Here is an 18,370-nt window from a genome sequence, read left to right as displayed (position 1 = left end):
TCAGCGCCGCCCGGTCGGACGGCCGAAGCGCGACGGCGTGCCGAAACGCGAGGCGATCTTGGCCCCGGTCGGCTTCGGCGGCGGCGGGGGAGGCGGCGGCGGCGGGGTCTCGCCGCGCGGCACGCCACCGCCCGACGCCATCTCCGCCAGATCCTTGACCAGCTTCTGCACGCTGCGCACGCGGGCCGCCGGATCGGACCATTCGCGGATATAGACCAGCTTGTGGTCGGGCCGCAGCTTCATCAGCGTCAGGTGCTGGGCGATGTAGGTCAGCAGTTTGGCGGGCTCGGCATAGAAATTGTCGTGGAAGGCCAGCACCAGCCCCTTCGGCCCGGCATCGACGCGGTCGATGTTGGCCTGCTTGCACCAGCGCTTGATGGTGACGACGTCGAGCAGGTTCTCCACCTCCTCCGGCAGCTTGCCGAAGCGGTCGATCAGCTCGGCGGCGAAGCCGTCCACCTCGGCGCGGTCGACCAGATCGGCGATGCGGCGGTAGAGCGACAGCCGCACCGTCAGGTCGGGGACGTAGCTTTCCGGGATCAGCACCGGCGTGCCCAAATTGATCTGCGGCACCCAGTCCTGCGCCGCCGCGGCGGCGACGGCCCCCTCCTGCATCGCGGCCCGCGCGTTGGCGACGGCCTCCTCCAGCATCTGCTGGTAAAGCTCGACGCCGACCTCGCGCACCTGACCCGACTGCTCCTCGCCCAGCAGATTGCCGGCGCCGCGGATGTCCATGTCGTGGCTGGCGAGCTGGAAGCCGGCGCCCAGGCTGTCCAGCGTCTCGATGACGTGCAGGCGCTGCTGGGCGGTGCCGCTCAGCGGCTTGTTCGGCGCATAGGTCAGATAGGCGTAGCCGCGCTTCTTCGACCGGCCGACGCGCCCGCGGATCTGGTAGAGCTGGGCCAGCCCGAACAGGTCGGCGCGGTGGACGATCAGCGTGTTGGCGTTGGGAATGTCCAGCCCGCTCTCGATGATGTTGGTGGCGAGCAGCACCTCGAACTTGCCCTCGTCGAAGGCGGTCATCACGTCTTCCAGCTCGCTGGCCGGCATCTGGCCGTGGGCGGTGACGACCTTGACCTCCGGCACCAGTTCGCGCACCCGCTCGGCCACCTTCGCCAGATCCTCCACGCGCGGGCAGACGTAGAAGCTCTGGCCGCCGCGGTAATGCTCGCGCAGGATCGCCTCGCGGATCACCACCGGGTCGTAGGGCAGGACGAAGGTCCGCACCGCCAGACGGTCGACCGGCGGGGTGGCGATCAGCGACAGCTCGCGCACGCCGGACAGCGCCATCTGGAGCGTGCGCGGGATCGGCGTGGCGGTCAGCGTCAGCACATGGATGTCGGCGCGCAGCTCCTTCAGCCGCTCCTTCTGCTTCACGCCGAAATGCTGCTCCTCGTCGACGATGACCATGCCGAGCCGCTTGAAGTCGAGGCCCTTGGCGAGCAGGGCATGGGTGCCGACGACGATGTCGGCGGTGCCCTCCGCCAGCTCCTTCTTGACCAGCGTCTGTTCGCGGGCGGTCACCATGCGCGACAGTTGCACGACGCGCACCGGCAGCCCGTTGAAGCGGGTCGAGAAGGTGCGGAAATGCTGGCGGGCGAGCAGGGTGGTCGGCACGACGACGGCGACCTGCTTGCCGCTCATCGCCACCATGAAGGCGGCGCGGAGCGCCACTTCGGTCTTGCCGAAGCCGACGTCGCCGCAGACCAGCCGGTCCATCGGCCGGCCGCTGCCGAGGTCGGTGAAGATGTCCTCGATGGCCTTCAGCTGGTCGTCGGTCTCGGGATAGGGGAAGCGGGCGGCGAACTCCTGATAGACGCCTTCCGGGGTCAGCACCGGATCGGCCTTCTTCAGCATGCGCTCCGCCGCGATCTTCAGCAGGGCTTCCGCCATGTCCTTCAGGCGCTTCTTGACCCGCGCCTTGCGGCCCTGCCAGCCGGCGCCGCCCAGCTTGTCGAGCTGGACGTTGGCGTCCTCCGAGCCGTAGCGCGACAGCACCTCGATGTTCTCGACCGGGACGTAGAGCTTGTCGCCGCCCTCATAGACCAGGCGCAGGCAGTCGTGCGGCGCGCCGGTGACCTCCAGCGTCTCCAGCCCATCGTAGCGGCCGATGCCGTGGTCCATGTGGACGACGATGTCGCCCTCATGCAGGGCCGAATGCTCGGCGATGAAGTTGGCGGCCTTGCGCTTCTTCTTGGCCGGGCGGACCAGACGGTCGCCGAGGATGTCCTGTTCGGTGATGACGGCGAGGTCGGCGGAGGTGAAGCCATGCTCCATCCCCAGCACGATGGTGCCGATGATGCCGCGGTCGAAACGGCGGACATCCTCCATGCTCTCCGCCGGTTCCAGGCCGGGGATGCCGTGGTCGGCCAGCACGTTGGACAGGCGGTCGCGCGAGCCGGCGGAATATCCGGCGATCAGCACGCGGCGCCCGTCGGCGCGCAGTGCCCGGATATGGTCCTTCACCGCGTCGAAGACGTTCACGTCGGGGCGGTTGCGCTCCTCGGCGAAGTCATGGCCGCGCTTGCCGCCGGCATCCACCGTGCCCTTGATGCCGGGGGGCGTCGAGAAGATCTGGAGCTGCGCCACCGCGCGTTCCGCCAGCAGCGCGTCCCAGCCGGTGGCGTCGATGAACATCGAGGCGACCGGCACCGGTTTGTAGACCGGCGAGCCCGCCCGCTTCTCGATGGTCATCATGCCGTCGCGCGAGGCGTGGAAATCCACCACCTGGGCGATGCGGGCGTCGCGCGCCTCGTTGGCCTGATGGTCCAGGCCGACGATGCCGCGCGGCAGATAGTCCAGCACCGTGTCCATGCTCTCGTGGAACAGCGGCAGCCAATGCTCCATTCCGCCATAGCTGCGCCCGGCGGAGATCGCCTCGTAGAGCGGATCGTCGTCGGTCACCGCGCCGAACAGCTCGCGGTAGCCGGAGCGGAAGCGGGCGATCCCGGCCTCGTCGAGGAAGACCTCCGACATCGGCTTCAGCTCGACATGCTCGCGCTTGTCGGTGGTGCGCTGGGTCATGGGGTCGAAGGCGCGCACGCCCTCCAGCTCGTCGCCGAACAGGTCGAGGCGCAACGGTTCCTCGGTACCGGGCGGGAACAGGTCGACGATGCCGCCGCGCACGGCGAACTCGCCAGGCTCCCGCACCGTCTGCGCGCGGGTGTAGCCGTTGCCGGCGAGGTAGCGTTGCAGCTTTTCCAGGTCGATCCGGTCGCGAAGCTTGGCCGAGAACACCGCATTCTTGAAGGCGCTGCGTGGTGGCACCTTCTGCACCACGGCGTTGACCGTGGTCAGCACGATCAGCGGCGCCAGACCGTCGCGGTTGGACGCCGCGTCGCGCCGGGCGATCAGGCGGGTCAGCGTGTCGATGCGCCGGGCGACGATGCCGCCGTTGGGCGACACCCGGTCATAGGGCAGGCAGTCCCAGGCCGGGAAGGTCAGCACCTCCAGCTTCGGCGCGAAGAAGGCCAGCGCCTCCGCCAGCAGGGCGCAGCGCGTGTCGTCCAGCGCCACATGCAGCAGGCCGTAGCCGCCGGCCTTCTGCGCAAGTTCCGCCAGGATGCGGGCGTCATGACCCTCGGGCGCGCCGCCGATCAGGAGTCGGCCGGCGCGGCCGGGCTGGAGATCGTAACTGACCAAAGGAGGATGCCTCGGAGATGCGGGGACGGTCTGGAAACGCCGGGAGCCTTGACCGCGGCTCCGTCAGGAGCGTTGACGGTTGCTCCGTCAGGAGCCTTGACGTGGTGTGTAACGGAATGCCGTCAACAGGCGCATCACATCGCTGTCATGCTCCGCCGGGACCGGCTCGCGGCCCGACATCCAGTCGTAGAGGTCGGGATCGCCAAGCTCCAGCAGCGCTTCGAAGCGGTCGAGCATGGCGTGGTCGAAATCGCCGACATGGGCGTCGGCGAAGCTCCCCATCAACAGATCCATCTCGCGCGTGCCGCGGTGCCAGGAGCGGAAGCGCAGCCGTTTGCGCCGGTTTTCAAGCGATTCGGCCTTCTCGGGAGCCGGTGCCTCGGAAGCCGTGTGGGGGCCGTTTTCGGTCATTGCAGTCCAACGTCGAAAGCCCCCAGCGCCACCAGCGGCGAAGGGGGAACCATTCAGGAACCCCATCCTGCACGGGCCGGCGTGGCGATGCAACATTCGCCGCCCACCCTGACCCGCCGGTCTTGACCCGCGCGTCTTGACTGGGCGGGCGGGCTGTCCTATCTGCGGTCTGGCCCGCGGGGACGACCCCGCCGATTGCAGAGGCAAACCGGGTGGGGACGACCCCGCCATTCCAGGACGGAGGTACCGTCATGGCGTGGGTCACGCTGTTCTTCGCCGGTCTTTTTGAAATCGGTTGGGCCGTCGGCCTGAAATACACCGAAGGCTTCACCCGTCTGGTTCCCAGCGTGCTGACCGCTGCGGCGATGCTGGCAAGCATCCTGCTGCTGGGGGCGGCGCTGAAGACCCTGCCGCTCGGCACCGCCTATGCGGTGTGGACGGGAATCGGCACGGTCGGCACCGCGCTGCTCGGCATGATGCTGTTCGGCGAACCCGCCGGCGCGCTGCGTCTGCTGTGCATCGCGGCAATCGTCGGCGGGATCGTCGGGCTGAAAGTCCTGCATGGGTGAGGGGGAAACCCCCTCACAGCGCCTCCGCCCGGCAGGTCAGCCCCAGCGTTTCCGCGGTGTTGGCCACCGCCGACAGGCAGACCTCCGCCCGCTCCGGCGGGATCGAAACCGAGAAGCGCAGGACATAGCGCTCGCCCGCGCGGTCGGGCAGCGTCTGTGCGTCCAGGCGCACGATGTTGGCGTCGAACTGGGTGAAGATCTCCGACAGGCGGGCGACGAGGCCGGGCTGGTCGCCGCCTGACACCTCGACGCGGTGGGTGACCATCGCCTGCGGACCCGGCTGGGGATCGAAGGCGAAGGGGGTGACCTTCACCTCGGCGCCGGCCAGGACGGGCAGGGACGACAGGCTGGCCTGGACCTCCGCCACCGTCAGGCCGCCGGGCAGTTCACAGACGGCGGAGAACTCGGCCCCGCTGCCCAGCGAGGCGAAGGTGGCGTCGCGCAGGTTGATGCCCTGTTCGAACAGGTGGCTGGTGATGCCGGACACCAGCCCGACCCGGTCGGGGCAGAAGGTGGAAACCAGGGCCAGCCCAGCGGTCGATTCCGTCGCCATCGCACATCTCCCGTTTTGCTTTTCTTCGACGGGCACGGGTTCGGCCGTGCCGTCCGGAAGGGCGATCATCGAAGCGGGGTGCCGGGAACGCCAGCACAAAATGGCACTCAGAAGCCGAACAGCCGGCGGGCCGCGGCGCTGATGGCGTGAAGCTCCGCCGCCAGCGCCGGGTCGGCATCGTCGACATAGTGGGAGGCGAGCAGGCCGAAATTCAGCTCGTCGGCGTGGTCGAGTCGCTTGGCCCCATCCCGCGCCGCCCCGTCCACATAGTCGAGCTGGCGCTGGATGCTGCTCAGCCAGCTGTTTTCCGGTTCCCGCCGTGCCAGCGCCGCAACCCCGGCCTGGGCCTGCGCGATGCGGCGGCGCAACTCGTCGGCGGTGGCGATGTCGGGCATGGCGGGACTCCGGTTGCGATTGGGGCGGCGGGTTACTGTACCAGACCGCCGCTGGTGACGCCGGCCTTCACGCTGTTCGGCACGACGACCTGGGCGCAACCGCCCGCCGTCTGCACGCTGGTGCCGGGGGTGGTCCAGCTGTCGACGATGGGGGCGGCAACCGACTTCAGCCCCTGGCCGGCGGGCAGGACCGCCTTGTATTCGGCCCGGCCGGCGCCGGAGATGCCGAGGCAGTCGGGCGTCGCCGTCACCACGGGCGAGAAGAAGTTGCCGAAGCGGACGCTGTCATAGCCGGTACGGACATACTGGTACCAGCCGGTGCCGGCGGCGACGTCGATCACCTCCAGCGGCTTGGAGAAATCGATTCCCTTGGCATCGTCGGCATAGCGGGCGGGGGTGAGATCGGTGGAGGCATAGAAATAGCTCGCCACCACGACGCGGGCGTTCAGCTGATCGGCGCTGGCGCCGGGAGCCCTGGCGGCGGTCACCTGCTCGACGCTCGGGGCGGTCTGGCCATGACCCGGAAGGGCCGCGGCCAACGCCAGTCCGAAAACGAGCGTCGTTGTCTTGAAAATGCGCGAAAACGAATGCATTGGCGATCATCCAATCCGGAAGGTTGAAAAACTCCGGATTGACGATACCGATGCAATCGGCGGCTCCAAGCCCGAAATGCAAAAAGGGCCGGACCGCCAAAGCGATCCGGCCCTTCATCGAGGCTCGGAAGATGTCAGACGCCGCAGCGTCAGGCGGCGGTGCCGCCGACCGTCAGTCCTTCCAGCTTCAGCGTCGGCTGGCCGACGCCGACCGGCACGCCCTGGCCGTCCTTGCCGCAGGTGCCGACACCGGGGTCGAGGCGGCTGTCGTTGCCGATCATCGACACGCGGGTCAGGCTGTCCGGGCCGTTGCCGATCAGGGTGGCGCCCTTCACGGCCGGACCCAGCTTGCCGTCCTCGATCAGGTAGGCCTCGCTGGCCGAGAAGACGAACTTGCCGTTGGTGATGTCCACCTGGCCGCCGCCGAAATTCTTGGCGTAGATGCCCTTCTTGACCGAGGCGATGATCTCGTCCGGGCTGTGGTTGCCGTTGCGCATCACCGTGTTGGTCATGCGCGGCATCGGGTTGTAGGCGAAGCTCTGGCGCCGGCCGTTGCCGGTCGGGCGCATGCCCATCAGGCGGGCATTCATGCGGTCCTGCATGAAGCCGACCAGGATGCCGTCCTCGATCAGCGTGGTGCACTGGCCGGGCGTGCCCTCGTCATCGACGCTGATCGAGCCGCGCGAGTTCTCGATGGTGCCGTCATCGACGATGGTGACGCCGGGGGCGGCGATGCGCTGGCCCAGCAGGCCGGAGAAGGCGGAGGTCTTCTTGCGGTTGAAATCGCCCTCCAGCCCGTGGCCGATGGCCTCGTGCAGCAGGATGCCGGGCCAGCCGCTGCCCAGCACCACCGTCATCTCGCCGGCCGGGGCGGGGACGGAGGACAGGTTGACCAGCGCCTGCCGCAGCGCCTCGTCGACGAAGCCGCGCCAGGTTTCCGGCTGGATGTAATGTTCGTAGGTGACGCGGCCGCCGCCGCCATAGCCGCCGGTCTCCATCCGGTCGCCCTCGGCCACCACGACGGAGACGTTCAGGCGCACCAGCGGGCGCAGGTCGGCGACGCGCACGCCGTCGGCGCGCATGATCTGCACCGCCTGCCATTCGCCGCTGATCGAGCAGCTGACCTGCCGGACGCGCTCGTCCTTGGCGCGGGCGTAGGCGTCGATGTCGGCCAGCAGCTTCACCTTCTCTTCGAAGGGGACGAGGTGCAGGGGGTTGTCGGGGATGTAGAGCGCGCGGTTGGTGCCGGCCGGCGGCTCGGCCAGCGTGCCGGCGTGGCCGGCCTGCACGGCGCGCACGGTGGCGGCTGCGCGGCGGATCGCCTCTTCCGACAGGTTGCTGGCATGGGCGTAGCCGGTCGCCTCGCCGGCGATGGCGCGCAGGCCGAATCCCTGGGTGGTGTCGAAGCTGGCGGATTTCAGCTTCCCATCGTCCCAGCCCAGCGACTCGCTCTGGGCGTATTCGAGGTAGAGCTCCCCATCGTCGGCACTGTGCAGGGCGTCCTGCACGACGCCTTCCACGCGGGCGCGGTCCATGCCGGCGCGGTTGAAGAAGAGATCGTCGGTGACGGCAAGCGCGCTCATGAAAACTCCGAACCTGTGATGGGGCGGAACCCGGCCTGCCCGGCCCGCGGGGAGTAGCGGCCTTGTTCCAAGGTAGGACACAGTGTCATAGCGGGCGATCTCGCGCCGCACCGTACGATGTGTTCTAACGGACGGACTATAGTGTGGCGACGCTGGCGCGATCCGGCAAGTTCGCCGATGCCTGATTGTGTAACCTGACGGTGGGCGGTGCCGGGATGGCGGAGGGTATCATGACCGACGGTGTGGCGCGGACGACAGCCGATACCCTGAACCGCGCCGGCCTGACCGGAGCCGGAGCCGGCGGCGCCATGTCCGGCCTGCGCCCGCTGCGCGACCATCCGCTGCGCCAGACGCTCACCAACGAGGTGCATGCCCGCCCGCCGGAGGCGCTGGCCGCCCCGGTGCGCGCCACCATGCTGGCGATGCTGTCGGGCGAAGGGGCGGCGGAGGCCGACCGCCGGCATCTGGAGGCGCTGTGCGACTGGGCCGGCGTGGTCCGTCCGCCGCAGGGCGCCACCCACCACAGCGCCTCCTTCGGCAGCTTCAATCTGAAGTGGGAGCGGCATACCGAGTTTTCGACCTGGACGGTCTTCCGTCCCAGCGCCATGCCGGCCGGCTCCGTCGTCGACCCCTTCGTGGATCCGGCGCTGCACGCCCTGCCGCGCGACTGGCTGGCCGGGCTGCCGGGCGAACTGCTGGTCGGCATCCATGTCGCGGTGCTCGACCCCGACACGCCCGAGCCGTCGGCCAACATGATGGCGGCGATGTTCGGTTCGGAAAGCTATGTCGGGTCGCGAATCGCCGGCCGCTCGGCCACCGCCTGGACCGACTTCCGTATCCATGGCGACGGCTTTTCCCGCATGCTGGTCGCCGACCACTCGATGACGCCGCGCCAGACCGGCCGCGTCGTCCAGCGCCTGCTGGAGATCGAGACCTACCGCGTTCTGGCTCTGCTGGCCCTGCCGATGGCGCGCGGCGTGCTGCCGCGAATCGGCCCGATCGAGGCCGGGCTGGCCGAGGTCACCGCCCGCATCGCCAGCCTGCGCGGCTTGCAGGACGAGCGCGACCTGCTCGACCGCCTGACCCTGCTGGCGGCGCAGACCGAGCAGATCGCCGCCGAGACCGCTTACCGATTCGGTGCCGCCCGCGCCTATCACGAGCTGGTGGAGCGGCGAATCGAGGAGCTGCGCGAGATCCGGATCGAGGGGTTGCAGACCGTCCAGGAGTTCATGGACCGCCGCCTGACCCCGGCGATCCGCACCTGCGAGGCGGTGGAGGAGCGGCTCGATTCGCTGTCGCAGCGTGTCGCGCGGGCCAGCACGCTGCTGCGCACCCGCGTGGAGATCGCGGTGGAAGGGCAGAATGCCGAGCTGCTCCAGTCGATGGACCGCCGTGCGCAGTTGCAGCTTCGCCTGCAGGAGACGGTCGAAGGGCTGTCGGTGGTGGCGATCAGCTATTACCTCGTCGGCATCGTCGGCTATGCGGCCAAGGGCTTGAAAGGCTTCGGTTTCAAGGTCGATCCCGACCTGCTGGTCGGGCTGATGATCCCCATCGTCATCGCCTTCGTCTGGTCGGGCGTGCGACGGATCCGCAAGGTGCTGGTCGGCAGTCATTGAACGGCGCGGTTGCCGCCTGTCCGATCCGTTGAGGGTGCCGCAAACCCTCCTTAGCCGGGCCGGGGAGGGTGGGGCGCGCCGTCTATCACCTTCGCGCATCTGGCGGGACGCCCGGACCTTGCCCATCCTCAATCCGTGAGTCGCACGCCGCTACCGCAACAATCCTGCGCGCCGTGGCCTGAGCGCTGGCATTCATTTCCCGTAGCCAATCCTGAGAAAATCAGCTGGTCCAACGGACTGCGGCGGAATGCCGCATGGCATGACCCCTGTTTTCGCTCAACCTTTGTTCCCACGGTTCATCTGAATGTGAGGAAAAGTCTATGCAAACGATGGGGCAATCGGTGGGAGAGAGGAAAGGCTTGTAACCCAGCGGGGCACGGGGATAAGCTCCGGCTGCGGGTATATGTCGCGCTAAGATGGCGTGATCCCTGCATAAACTGACGTTCGCTGATAAGCCCAACTATGGACCGCGCGAACTGAAACCGGTCCGGATCAACAGGGCGGAGGGAGCGTCGGCGGGAGAGACGACCGCGGGCCATGACGAGCGTCGCGGCTAAGAAGGGGTTGGGGATGAGAAGGCAAAGCCTGTACGCCGCCGGCCTGGCGGCGGTCCTGTCGATGGTGGGCGGCTTCAGCATGGCCGCCCTGGCGAACGAGCCGCGACCGTGGGAAATGGGCATGCAGCCCTCCGCCTCGCCGGTCAAACACCTGATGACCTCGTTCAACGACCTGCTGACCGTCGTCATCACGCTGATCGTGGTCTTCGTCGCGGGGCTGATGGCCTATTGCGTCGTCCGGTTCAACGCGAAGCGGAACCCGGTCCCGTCCAGGACCTCGCACCACACGCTGCTCGAGGTCGCCTGGACCGTGGTTCCGGTCATCATCCTGATCGTGATCGCCGTTCCGTCCTTCAAGCTGCTCTACGCGGCGGAACGCATTCCGCAGGCCGACATGACCATCAAGGTGATCGGCCACCAGTGGTACTGGGATTACGAATATCCCGACCACGGCAACATCACCTTCTCCAGCTACATGATCGCCGAAGCCGACCTGAAGCCCGGCCAGAAGCGCCTGCTGGAGGTCGACAACCGCGTGGTCGTTCCGGTCAACACCACCGTCCGCGTGCTGGTGACGGCCGGCGACGTGATCCATTCCTGGGCGGTTCCCGCCTTCGGCCTGAAGAAGGACGGCGTGCCCGGCCGCATCAACGAGACCTGGTTCAAGGCCGAGCGCGAAGGCGTCTATTACGGCCAGTGCTCCGAGATCTGCGGCACCAACCACGGCTTCATGCCGATCGCGGTGGAAGCGGTGTCGAAAGAGGCGTTCGACGCCTGGGTCGCCAAGGCCAAGACCGCCTACGCGCCGGCCAACGCCCCCAGGGACGGCGACCGCGACGTGGCGCAGCGCCCGACCGGAACGCTGGTCGAATAAGCGGACTTCGCACAGCCCGCCACAGGGACGACGCGATAAGAAGAACCCAACCCAGCTGCCGGCGCTCCGCGACAGACCGGATCGGACGGCGGCCAGGGACAGCGACAAAGGGTAGAGACATGGCAAACGCCACACCGGGACATGGTGAGCATGTGGGTGACCATGGGCACGGGCATGACGATCATCACGTCCCCGGCTTCGTGCAGCGCTGGTTCTATTCGACCAACCACAAGGACATCGGCACGCTCTATCTGATCTTCTCGGTCATCGCCGGGCTGATCGGCGGCCTGTTCTCCGTCATCATGCGGGCGGAGCTTCAGTCGCCGGGGCTGCAGTTCGTCTCCGACGGCCAGATGTGGAACGTGCTGATCACGGCGCACGGCCTGATCATGGTGTTCTTCGTGGTGATGCCGGCGCTGATCGGCGGCTTCGGCAACTGGTTCGTGCCGCTCATGATCGGCGCGCCCGACATGGCCTTCCCGCGCATGAACAACATCAGCTTCTGGCTGATCGTGCCGGCCTTCCTGCTGCTGCTGGGCTCCGCCTTCGTCGGCACCGGTGCCGGCACGGGCTGGACGATCTACCCGCCGCTGTCCTCGCCGCTGGGGCACAGCGGGCCGTCGGTCGACATGGCGATCTTCGCCCTGCATCTGGCCGGCGCCAGCTCGATCCTGGGTGCGGTGAACTTCATCACCACCATCTTCAACATGCGCGCCCCCGGCATGACGCTGCACAAGATGCCGCTGTTCGTCTGGGCGATGCTGGTGACGGCCTTCCTGCTGCTGCTGGCGGTCCCGGTTCTGGGCGGCGCCATCACCATGCTGCTGACCGACCGCAATTTCGGCACCACCTTCTTCAACCCCGAAGGCGGCGGCGACCCGATCCTGTTCCAGCACCTGTTCTGGTTCTTCGGCCACCCCGAAGTCTACATCATGATCCTGCCGGCCTTCGGCATCATCAGCCACATCGTGTCGACCTTCTCCAAGAAGCCGGTGTTCGGCTATCTCGGCATGGCCTACGCCATGGTCGCCATCGGCGTGGTCGGCTTCGTCGTGTGGGCGCACCACATGTACACGGTCGGGCTGGACGTCAACACCAAGGCCTACTTCACCGCCGCCACCATGATCATCGCGGTGCCGACCGGCGTGAAGATCTTCTCGTGGATCGCCACCATGTGGGGCGGCTCGATCGAGTTCCGGGTGCCGATGCTGTGGGCGCTGGGCTTCATCTTCCTGTTCACGGTCGGCGGCGTCACCGGCGTGGTGCTGGCGAACGGCGGTCTCGACAACTACATGCACGACACCTACTACGTCGTTGCGCACTTCCACTATGTGCTGTCGCTGGGTGCGGTGTTCTCGATCTTCGCCGGCTGGTACTACTGGATCGGCAAGATGTCGGGGCGGCAGTATCCGGAGTTCTGGGGCAAGGTCCATTTCTACACGACCTTCGTCGGCGTCAATCTGGTCTTCTTCCCGCAGCACTTCCTCGGCCTGTCGGGCATGCCCCGCCGCATCCCGGACTATCCGGATGCCTTCTGGGGCTGGAACATGATCTCGTCGCTGGGCGCCTACCTCTCCTTCGCCTCCACGCTGCTGTTCGTGTGGATCGCCTGGAAGACGCTGCGCAGCGGCGAGCGGGTGCCGGGCGCCTATTGGGGCCCGCAGGCCGGCACGCTGGAATGGACGGTCAGCTCGCCGCCGCCGTTCCATGCGTTCGAGACGTTGCCCCAGGTCAAGTAAGCGTGCTAACGGGCGGGCGTCGCCGTGAAGGAGGCACCCGCCCGATACAAGGGACACCGATACAAGGGACCAGGCCGAGCAGCCCGAAAATGGGCGCCGGTGTGGAGGGTGCCGGGGTGACGACTTTTTGTTGGAAGGCCCGGGGTTAGAAGACAAGGACATGATATGACGGACGTGACGAACGAACTGGCGCTCAACCACACAGGGGGCGCGTCGGCCGGTGACTTCATCGAGCTTCTCAAGCCGCGGGTCATGTCGCTTGTGGTCTTCACCGGGCTGGCCGGCATCGTGCTGGCGCCCGGCCACATCCACCCCTTCCTCGCCTTGGTCGCCGTCCTGTGCATCGCCGTCGGCGCCGGGGCGTCGGGTGCCATCAACATGTGGTACGACCGCGACATCGACGCGGTGATGACCCGCACGGTGAAGCGCCCGATCCCGTCTGGCCGCGTCGAGCCGGCCGAGGCTCTCGGATTCGGCGTCACCCTGTCGGTCCTGTCGGTGGTGGTGATGGGGCTGGCGGTGAACTGGACCGCATCGGCGCTGCTGGCGCTGACCATCGGCTTCTACGTCTTCGTCTACACCATGTGGCTGAAGCGCCGGACCCCGCAGAACATCGTGATCGGCGGGGCCGCCGGCGCCTTCCCGCCGATGATCGGCTGGGCCGCGGTGACCGGCAGCGTCGATCTGCCGTCGATCCTGCTGTTCCTGCTGATCTTCCTGTGGACGCCGCCGCATTTCTGGGCGCTGGCCCTGTTCCGCAACGGCGACTACACCCGCGCCGGCGTGCCGATGATGCCGGTGGTGGCGGGCGAGGCGGCGACCAAGCGGCAGATGCTGCTCTACACGCTGATCCTGCTGCCGGTGGCCGCGGCGCCGTCCTTCGTCGGCATCGCCGGTCCGGTCTATCTGGCGGCGTCATCCATCCTCGGCCTGATGTTCGTCGGCTGCGCCGTCCGCGTCCTGCGGGCAGGCGACGACAAGCCGGCCAAGAAGATGTTCGGTTTCTCGATCCTGTACCTGTTCCTGCTGTTCGCCGTGATGATGGGCGAGCGGCTTATCCTTGGAGGGTGGGCATGACGGTGATGGAACGCGACGACCTGACCGATACCCGCAACTCCGTCGAAGAGCAGCGCCGGCAGGAAGCTGCCTTGCGGGCAAAAAAGCTGCGCGGGCGCAATCTGGCCGTGCTGGCGGCCCTGCTGGCTTTGGTGGTCCTGTTCTATGCGATCACCGTGGTCCGGATGGGCGGGGCGCACTGATGAACCGGCCCGACCGGATGAACGGGCGCGACGACAGGCTGCGCCGCCGCAACCGCCTCGTCCTCGGCACGCTGTTCGGGCTGGTGGCGGGGATGATCGGGCTGACCTATGCGTCGGTCCCGCTCTACAACCTGTTCTGCTCGGTCACCGGTTTCGGCGGCACCACCCAGCGGGCCGAACAGGCCGCGGCGCGTGTCGTCGAGCGCACGGTGACCGTCCGCTTCAACGCCGACACCAACGCCGCCCTTCCCTGGGCCTTCCGGCCGGAGCAGAAGGATCTGGTGCTGAAGCTGGGAGAGACCGGTTTCGCCGCCTACCGGGCGGAGAATCGCGGGAAGGCGCCGACCGTCGGCACCGCCGTCTACAACGTCACACCGGAAAAGGCGGGCGCCTATTTCAACAAGATGCAGTGCTTCTGCTTCACCGAACAGGTTCTCGAACCCGGTCAGGTCATGGACATGCCGGTGACCTTCTTCGTCGACCCGTCGATGGCCGACGACCCGAACATGGACGACGTGAGCACCATCACGCTGTCCTACACCTTCTTCCGCGCCAAGGACAGCGAGGCCAGGCTGGCACAGCACACGGCCGCCGCATCCACGTCCCCGGCGCCGGACTCAGGAAAACAAAAGGCGGAGCCGGGGGCGACCGCCACAAACTGAACCATATGGGGTAGTGAGACGATGGCCGACATCACCCACGGGCAAATGCCGCACGCCGAACCATCAGCCCATGAACCGGGCGCCGGCATCCCGCATCCCTACCATCTGCTGAAGCCGAGCCCCTGGCCGCTGATCGGCGCCTTTTCCGGCGGGCTGCTGGCGACCGGTCTGGTCATCTTCATGCATGGCGGCGGCAAGCTGCTGATGATCCTGGGTGTGCTGGCCATCCTGGTGACGATGTTCGGCTGGTGGCGGTCGGTCATCCGGGAATCGGTGGTGGAGCATGCCCACACCCCGGTGGTGAAGATCGGCCTGCGCTATGGCATGGCGCTGTTCATCGCGTCGGAGGTGATGTTCTTCGCCGCCTTCTTCTGGGCCTTCTTCCACGCGGCGCTGGAACCGAAGGTGTCGCCGATCAATCCCGACGCCATCTGGCCGCCGCCGAACGTGCATGTCATCGACGCCTTCGACATGCCGCTGATGATGACGCTGACCCTGCTGCTGTCGGGCGTCACCGTCACCTGGGCCCACCATGCCATCCTGGAGGGGCACAACCGCACGGCGGCCAAGGCGCTGGGCCTGACCGTGCTGCTTGGCGTCCTGTTCAGCTTCTTCCAGGTCTATGAGTACGTCCACGCCTCCTTCAAGTTCACCGACGGCATCTTCCCCTCGACCTTCTACATGGCGACCGGCTTCCACGGCTTCCATGTGCTGGTCGGCACCATCTTCCTGGCGGTGTGCTGGTTCCGGACGGTCAAGGGGCACTTCACCCCGGAAAGCCATTTCGGTTTCGAGGCGGCGGCGTGGTACTGGCACTTCGTCGACGTCGTCTGGCTGTTCCTGTTCGTGTCGGTCTACTGGTGGGGCGGCCATGGCGGCGTGGTCGCCGTCCACTGACGCGACCGGTTCCGAGCCGTTCCGGCGGCCTGTATCGCTGCCGGAACGGTCCGGACGGGAGGTGACGGCGTGATCGATCTGTACCCCAGTGTTTCCCCCTTGTCGGCGGGCCTGCGCAGCGTCTGTCCGCGGTGCGGCAAGGGACGGCTGTACGACGGCTACCTGACCGTCGCGGAGCGTTGCACTGTCTGCGACCTGGATTTTTCGCAGGTCGACAGCGGCGACGGGCCGGCCGTCTTCCTGATCTTCATCCTGGGCTTCCTCGTGGTGCCGGTGGCACTCTGGGTGTCGATGACGGTGGATTGGCCGCTTTGGCTGCACGCCATCGTCTGGAGCATCGTCGTGCTGGCCCTGACGCTGGGCATGCTGCGGCCGGCCAAGGCCTACGTGGTCGCCCTCCAGTACCGCTATCGCCGCAGCGAAGTGGAGAAGGGCTCTTGAGCGCAACCGCGGTCGAGACGGCGGGGCGGCGGCATTTCCGCCCCACGCTGGGAGCGACGCTGGTCACGCTGGCCGGGCTCGCGGTCACCATCGGGCTCGGCACATGGCAGCTGGAGCGGCTGCACTGGAAGCAGGAACTGATCGCGCGGATCGACCGGCAGATGGCCGAGCCGCCCGCGCCGCTGCCTGCCCGGATCGACGACCCCGCCGCCTGGGAGTTCCGGCCGGTGACGCTCGCCGGGCATTTCCTGAACGACAAGGACCTGCTGGTGATCGCCCGCCCGCACCAGGGGCAGGTCGGCTATGAGGTGCTGACTCCGTTCGAGCGGGCCGACGGGGCCGGCATCCTGCTGGTCAACCGCGGCTTCGTGCCGATGGACCGCCGCGATCCGGCGACCCGCGCCGCCGCCCGGGGGGAGGGCGAGACGACCGTCAGGGGCATCGTCCGCGTGCCGCAGCCGCCCGGAGTCTTCCAGCCCGGCAACGGCACCCCGGCGCCGGGTTCAGCCTGGATGCGCGCCGATCCGCCGGCGATGGCCGCCGCGCTGTCGCTGGGCAATGTGGCGCCGGTGGTGGTGGAGATGCTGCCGGTTAAGGGTGCCGGTCTGCCCGGTGCGCCGGCCGGGACGCTGGCGGGGATCGAGCCGCGGGTGGAGTTGCCGAACAACCACCTGCAGTATGCCTTGACCTGGTACGGGCTTGCGGTGACGCTCGCCGGGATCTACGTGCTGTCACAGCGCAAGCGCGCCGACACCGGAACCGACGGACGACCCGATGACCGCATATCAGGAGCTTGAACGCCGCCACGCCCGCATCGCCGCCATCGGCGACGCGCTGGGCATCCTCGGCTGGGACACCCAGACGATCATGCCGGAGGGGGCCAACGACGGCCGGGCGGAGCAGACCGCGACCCTGTCGGTGATCGCCCACGAACTGGCGACCGATCCGCGCATGGGCGATCTGCTGGCCGAGGCGGAGAGCGACAGCAGCCTCGACGCTTGGCAGCGCGCCAATCTGCGCGAGATGCGCCGCCACCACATCCAAGCCACCGCCGTTCCCGCCGATCTGGTCGAGGCGACCAGCAAGGCGGTATCGGTCTGCGAGATGACCTGGCGCGCCGCGCGGGCGGAGAGCGACTATGCCAAGCTGCTGCCCTCGCTGACCGAGGTTCTGGCCCGCGTCCGCGAGGGAGCCGAGGCGCTCGGCTCCGTGATGGGGATCAGCGCCTATGACGCGCTGCTCGACAGCCACGATCCGGGCGCGCGGGCGGAGCGGATCGACGCGCTGTTCGCCGACCTGTCCGGCTTCCTGCCCGACCTGATCGGCCGCGTCCTCGACAAGCAGGCGGCGGCACCGGCGGTGACCGAGCCGCAGGGGCCGTTCCCGGTGGAAAAGCAGCGCGAGCTTGGCGTCCGCATGATGGAGCGGTTGGGCTTCGACTTTCGCCGCGGCCGGCTGGACGTGTCGCTGCATCCCTTCTGCGGCGGGGCCACCGGCGATGTGCGCATCACCACCCGCTACGACGAGGCGAACTTCACCGATGCGCTGATGGGCATCCTGCACGAGACCGGCCATGCGCTGTACGAGCAGAACCGCCCGGCCGCGTGGCTGACCCAGCCGGTCGGCCAGTCCCGCGGCATGGCGGTGCATGAGAGCCAGTCGCTGCTGATGGAAATGCAGGCCTGCCGGTCGGCTGAGTTCATCACCTGGCTGGCGCCGGTGGTGCGCGAGACTTTCGGCGGGGAGGGGCCGGCCTGGGAGGCCGACAATCTGCGCCGCCTCTACAGCCGGGTGGAGCGCGGCTTCATCCGCGTCAATGCCGACGAGGTGACCTATCCCGCCCACATCATCCTGCGCTACCGCCTGGAAAAGGCGCTGGTCGCCGGCGACCTGACCCTGCCGGACCTGCCGGGCGCCTGGAACGACGGCATGGCCGAACTCGTCGGTGTGGTTCCGCCGAACGACCGGCTCGGCTGTTTGCAGGACATCCACTGGCCCGGCGGCGGCTGGGGCTATTTCCCCAGCTACACGCTGGGCGCGATGACCGCGGCCCAGCTGTTCGACGCCGCCCGCACCGCCGATCCGGAGATCGTCCCGGCGCTGTCGCGCGGCGAGTTCGCGCCGCTGGTGAACTGGCTGCGGGTGAATGTCCATCAGACCGGCTGTTTCCACGCCTCCGGCGACGAGTTGCTGACCGCGGCGACCGGCCGGCCGCTCGACGCGTCGGTGTTCAAGCGGCATCTGGAGCGGCGGTATCTCTGACTGACTACTCGCGGAAGGCGTGCGGAAGCCTCTTGGCAAGAGCGGGAAATGGCTTATCTTTAGGGACAGGTGCGCCGGGGTCTGATTCACCCCGACGCACCCATCCGATCAGCGGTTCAGAAGATCAAGGCACGCCTTGACGATCTGCAACAGCAGGATCAGGAGTGTGAGGATCTTGTCCATCCTCGTTTCTCCCTTGTTTGTGTGCGGCGGTGGCGGCCTATCCGCCACCCCGTTCACACAGCCCCACTATAGATGCATGGTTGCAGATGTGTGCGGCGCTACCGTCCAGTGGCGTGCATTTTCCTGTGGATAAT

General features: G+C 67.7%; 17 protein-coding genes. 11 read left to right on the top strand and 6 right to left on the bottom strand.

Annotated elements, in window-relative coordinates; genetic code table 11:
• Both mfd and ABNQ40_RS24910 read right to left on the bottom strand, forming a co-directional pair.
• Complete coding sequence (mfd, locus tag ABNQ40_RS24915; RefSeq protein ID WP_391347641.1) at positions 1–3,642, bottom strand: transcription-repair coupling factor; 3,642 nt, start codon at positions 3,640–3,642, stop codon at positions 1–3.
• A gap of 87 nt (positions 3,643–3,729) precedes the next feature.
• Positions 3,730–4,053 carry a succinate dehydrogenase assembly factor 2 gene (locus ABNQ40_RS24910; protein WP_109051095.1) on the bottom strand — a complete coding sequence of 108 codons (324 nt, stop codon included), beginning with the start codon at positions 4,051–4,053 and terminating at the stop codon, positions 3,730–3,732.
• A 251-nt stretch (positions 4,054–4,304) separates the two neighbouring features.
• Between ABNQ40_RS24910 and sugE the strand changes: the two genes are divergently transcribed.
• A complete protein-coding gene (sugE, locus tag ABNQ40_RS24905; protein WP_098740076.1) occupies positions 4,305–4,622 on the top strand; it encodes a quaternary ammonium compound efflux SMR transporter SugE in 318 nt (105 codons plus the stop codon).
• Positions 4,623–4,635: 13 nt separating this feature from the next.
• Here sugE and ABNQ40_RS24900 read toward each other — a convergent pair whose 3' ends face one another.
• The 4 genes from ABNQ40_RS24900 to tldD all read right to left on the bottom strand — a co-directional run bounded on the left by ABNQ40_RS24900 (position 4,636) and on the right by tldD (position 7,746).
• The gene (locus ABNQ40_RS24900; protein ID WP_109051096.1) at positions 4,636–5,175 is read right to left on the bottom strand and encodes a glycine cleavage system protein R; all 540 of its coding nucleotides are present in this window, start codon (positions 5,173–5,175) and stop codon (positions 4,636–4,638) included.
• A 107-nt stretch (positions 5,176–5,282) separates the two neighbouring features.
• Positions 5,283–5,570, bottom strand: a complete 288-nt coding sequence (locus ABNQ40_RS24895; protein WP_109051097.1) for an immunity protein Tsi6 family protein — start codon at positions 5,568–5,570, stop codon at positions 5,283–5,285.
• A gap of 32 nt (positions 5,571–5,602) precedes the next feature.
• Complete coding sequence (locus tag ABNQ40_RS24890) at positions 5,603–6,109, bottom strand: polymorphic toxin type 46 domain-containing protein (RefSeq protein ID WP_391347638.1); 507 nt, start codon at positions 6,107–6,109, stop codon at positions 5,603–5,605.
• 203 nt (positions 6,110–6,312) lie between these two features.
• Positions 6,313–7,746 (bottom strand): metalloprotease TldD, encoded by a 1,434-nt coding sequence (gene tldD / locus ABNQ40_RS24885; protein ID WP_391347636.1) that lies wholly within the window; start codon positions 7,744–7,746, stop codon positions 6,313–6,315.
• A gap of 230 nt (positions 7,747–7,976) precedes the next feature.
• Here tldD and ABNQ40_RS24880 point away from each other — a divergent pair, with 230 nt between their 5' ends.
• The 10 genes from ABNQ40_RS24880 to ABNQ40_RS24835 all read left to right on the top strand — a co-directional run bounded on the left by ABNQ40_RS24880 (position 7,977) and on the right by ABNQ40_RS24835 (position 18,053).
• Positions 7,977–9,362, top strand: a complete 1,386-nt coding sequence (locus ABNQ40_RS24880) for a DUF3422 family protein (RefSeq protein WP_391347635.1) — start codon at positions 7,977–7,979, stop codon at positions 9,360–9,362.
• Between the two features lie 570 nt (positions 9,363–9,932).
• Positions 9,933–10,793, top strand: coding sequence for a cytochrome c oxidase subunit II (coxB, locus tag ABNQ40_RS24875; RefSeq protein ID WP_391347633.1), 861 nt, complete (start codon positions 9,933–9,935; stop codon positions 10,791–10,793).
• 119 nt (positions 10,794–10,912) lie between these two features.
• Positions 10,913–12,532: a cytochrome c oxidase subunit I gene (ctaD, locus tag ABNQ40_RS24870; protein ID WP_098740070.1), complete on the top strand. Its 1,620-nt coding sequence runs from the start codon at positions 10,913–10,915 to the stop codon at positions 12,530–12,532.
• 165 nt (positions 12,533–12,697) lie between these two features.
• Positions 12,698–13,609, top strand: a complete 912-nt coding sequence (cyoE, locus tag ABNQ40_RS24865; RefSeq protein WP_391347631.1) for a heme o synthase — start codon at positions 12,698–12,700, stop codon at positions 13,607–13,609.
• A complete protein-coding gene (locus tag ABNQ40_RS24860; protein WP_109051101.1) occupies positions 13,606–13,791 on the top strand; it encodes a hypothetical protein in 186 nt (61 codons plus the stop codon). Before cyoE ends, ABNQ40_RS24860 begins: the two co-directional genes overlap by 4 nt.
• Positions 13,791–14,453 (top strand): cytochrome c oxidase assembly protein, encoded by a 663-nt coding sequence (locus tag ABNQ40_RS24855; protein WP_391347628.1) that lies wholly within the window; start codon positions 13,791–13,793, stop codon positions 14,451–14,453. Before ABNQ40_RS24860 ends, ABNQ40_RS24855 begins: the two co-directional genes overlap by 1 nt.
• A gap of 21 nt (positions 14,454–14,474) precedes the next feature.
• Positions 14,475–15,350, top strand: a complete 876-nt coding sequence (locus tag ABNQ40_RS24850; RefSeq protein ID WP_199235385.1) for a cytochrome c oxidase subunit 3 — start codon at positions 14,475–14,477, stop codon at positions 15,348–15,350.
• A gap of 69 nt (positions 15,351–15,419) precedes the next feature.
• Positions 15,420–15,791 carry a DUF983 domain-containing protein gene (locus ABNQ40_RS24845; protein WP_109051103.1) on the top strand — a complete coding sequence of 124 codons (372 nt, stop codon included), beginning with the start codon at positions 15,420–15,422 and terminating at the stop codon, positions 15,789–15,791.
• Positions 15,788–16,588, top strand: coding sequence for an SURF1 family protein (locus tag ABNQ40_RS24840; protein ID WP_109051104.1), 801 nt, complete (start codon positions 15,788–15,790; stop codon positions 16,586–16,588). The genes ABNQ40_RS24845 and ABNQ40_RS24840 overlap by 4 nt, the downstream gene beginning before the upstream one ends.
• Complete coding sequence (locus ABNQ40_RS24835) at positions 16,566–18,053, top strand: carboxypeptidase M32 (protein WP_109051105.1); 1,488 nt, start codon at positions 16,566–16,568, stop codon at positions 18,051–18,053. The genes ABNQ40_RS24840 and ABNQ40_RS24835 overlap by 23 nt, the downstream gene beginning before the upstream one ends.
• Positions 18,054–18,370: the final 317 nt, after the last annotated feature.

The organism is Azospirillum sp. A23 (assembly GCF_042938965.1).
GTDB classification, from domain to species: Bacteria; Pseudomonadota; Alphaproteobacteria; order Azospirillales; family Azospirillaceae; genus Azospirillum; species Azospirillum melinis.
Note: the sequence above shows the minus strand (reverse complement) of the source record. Positions and strands in the feature narration are given on the sequence as shown.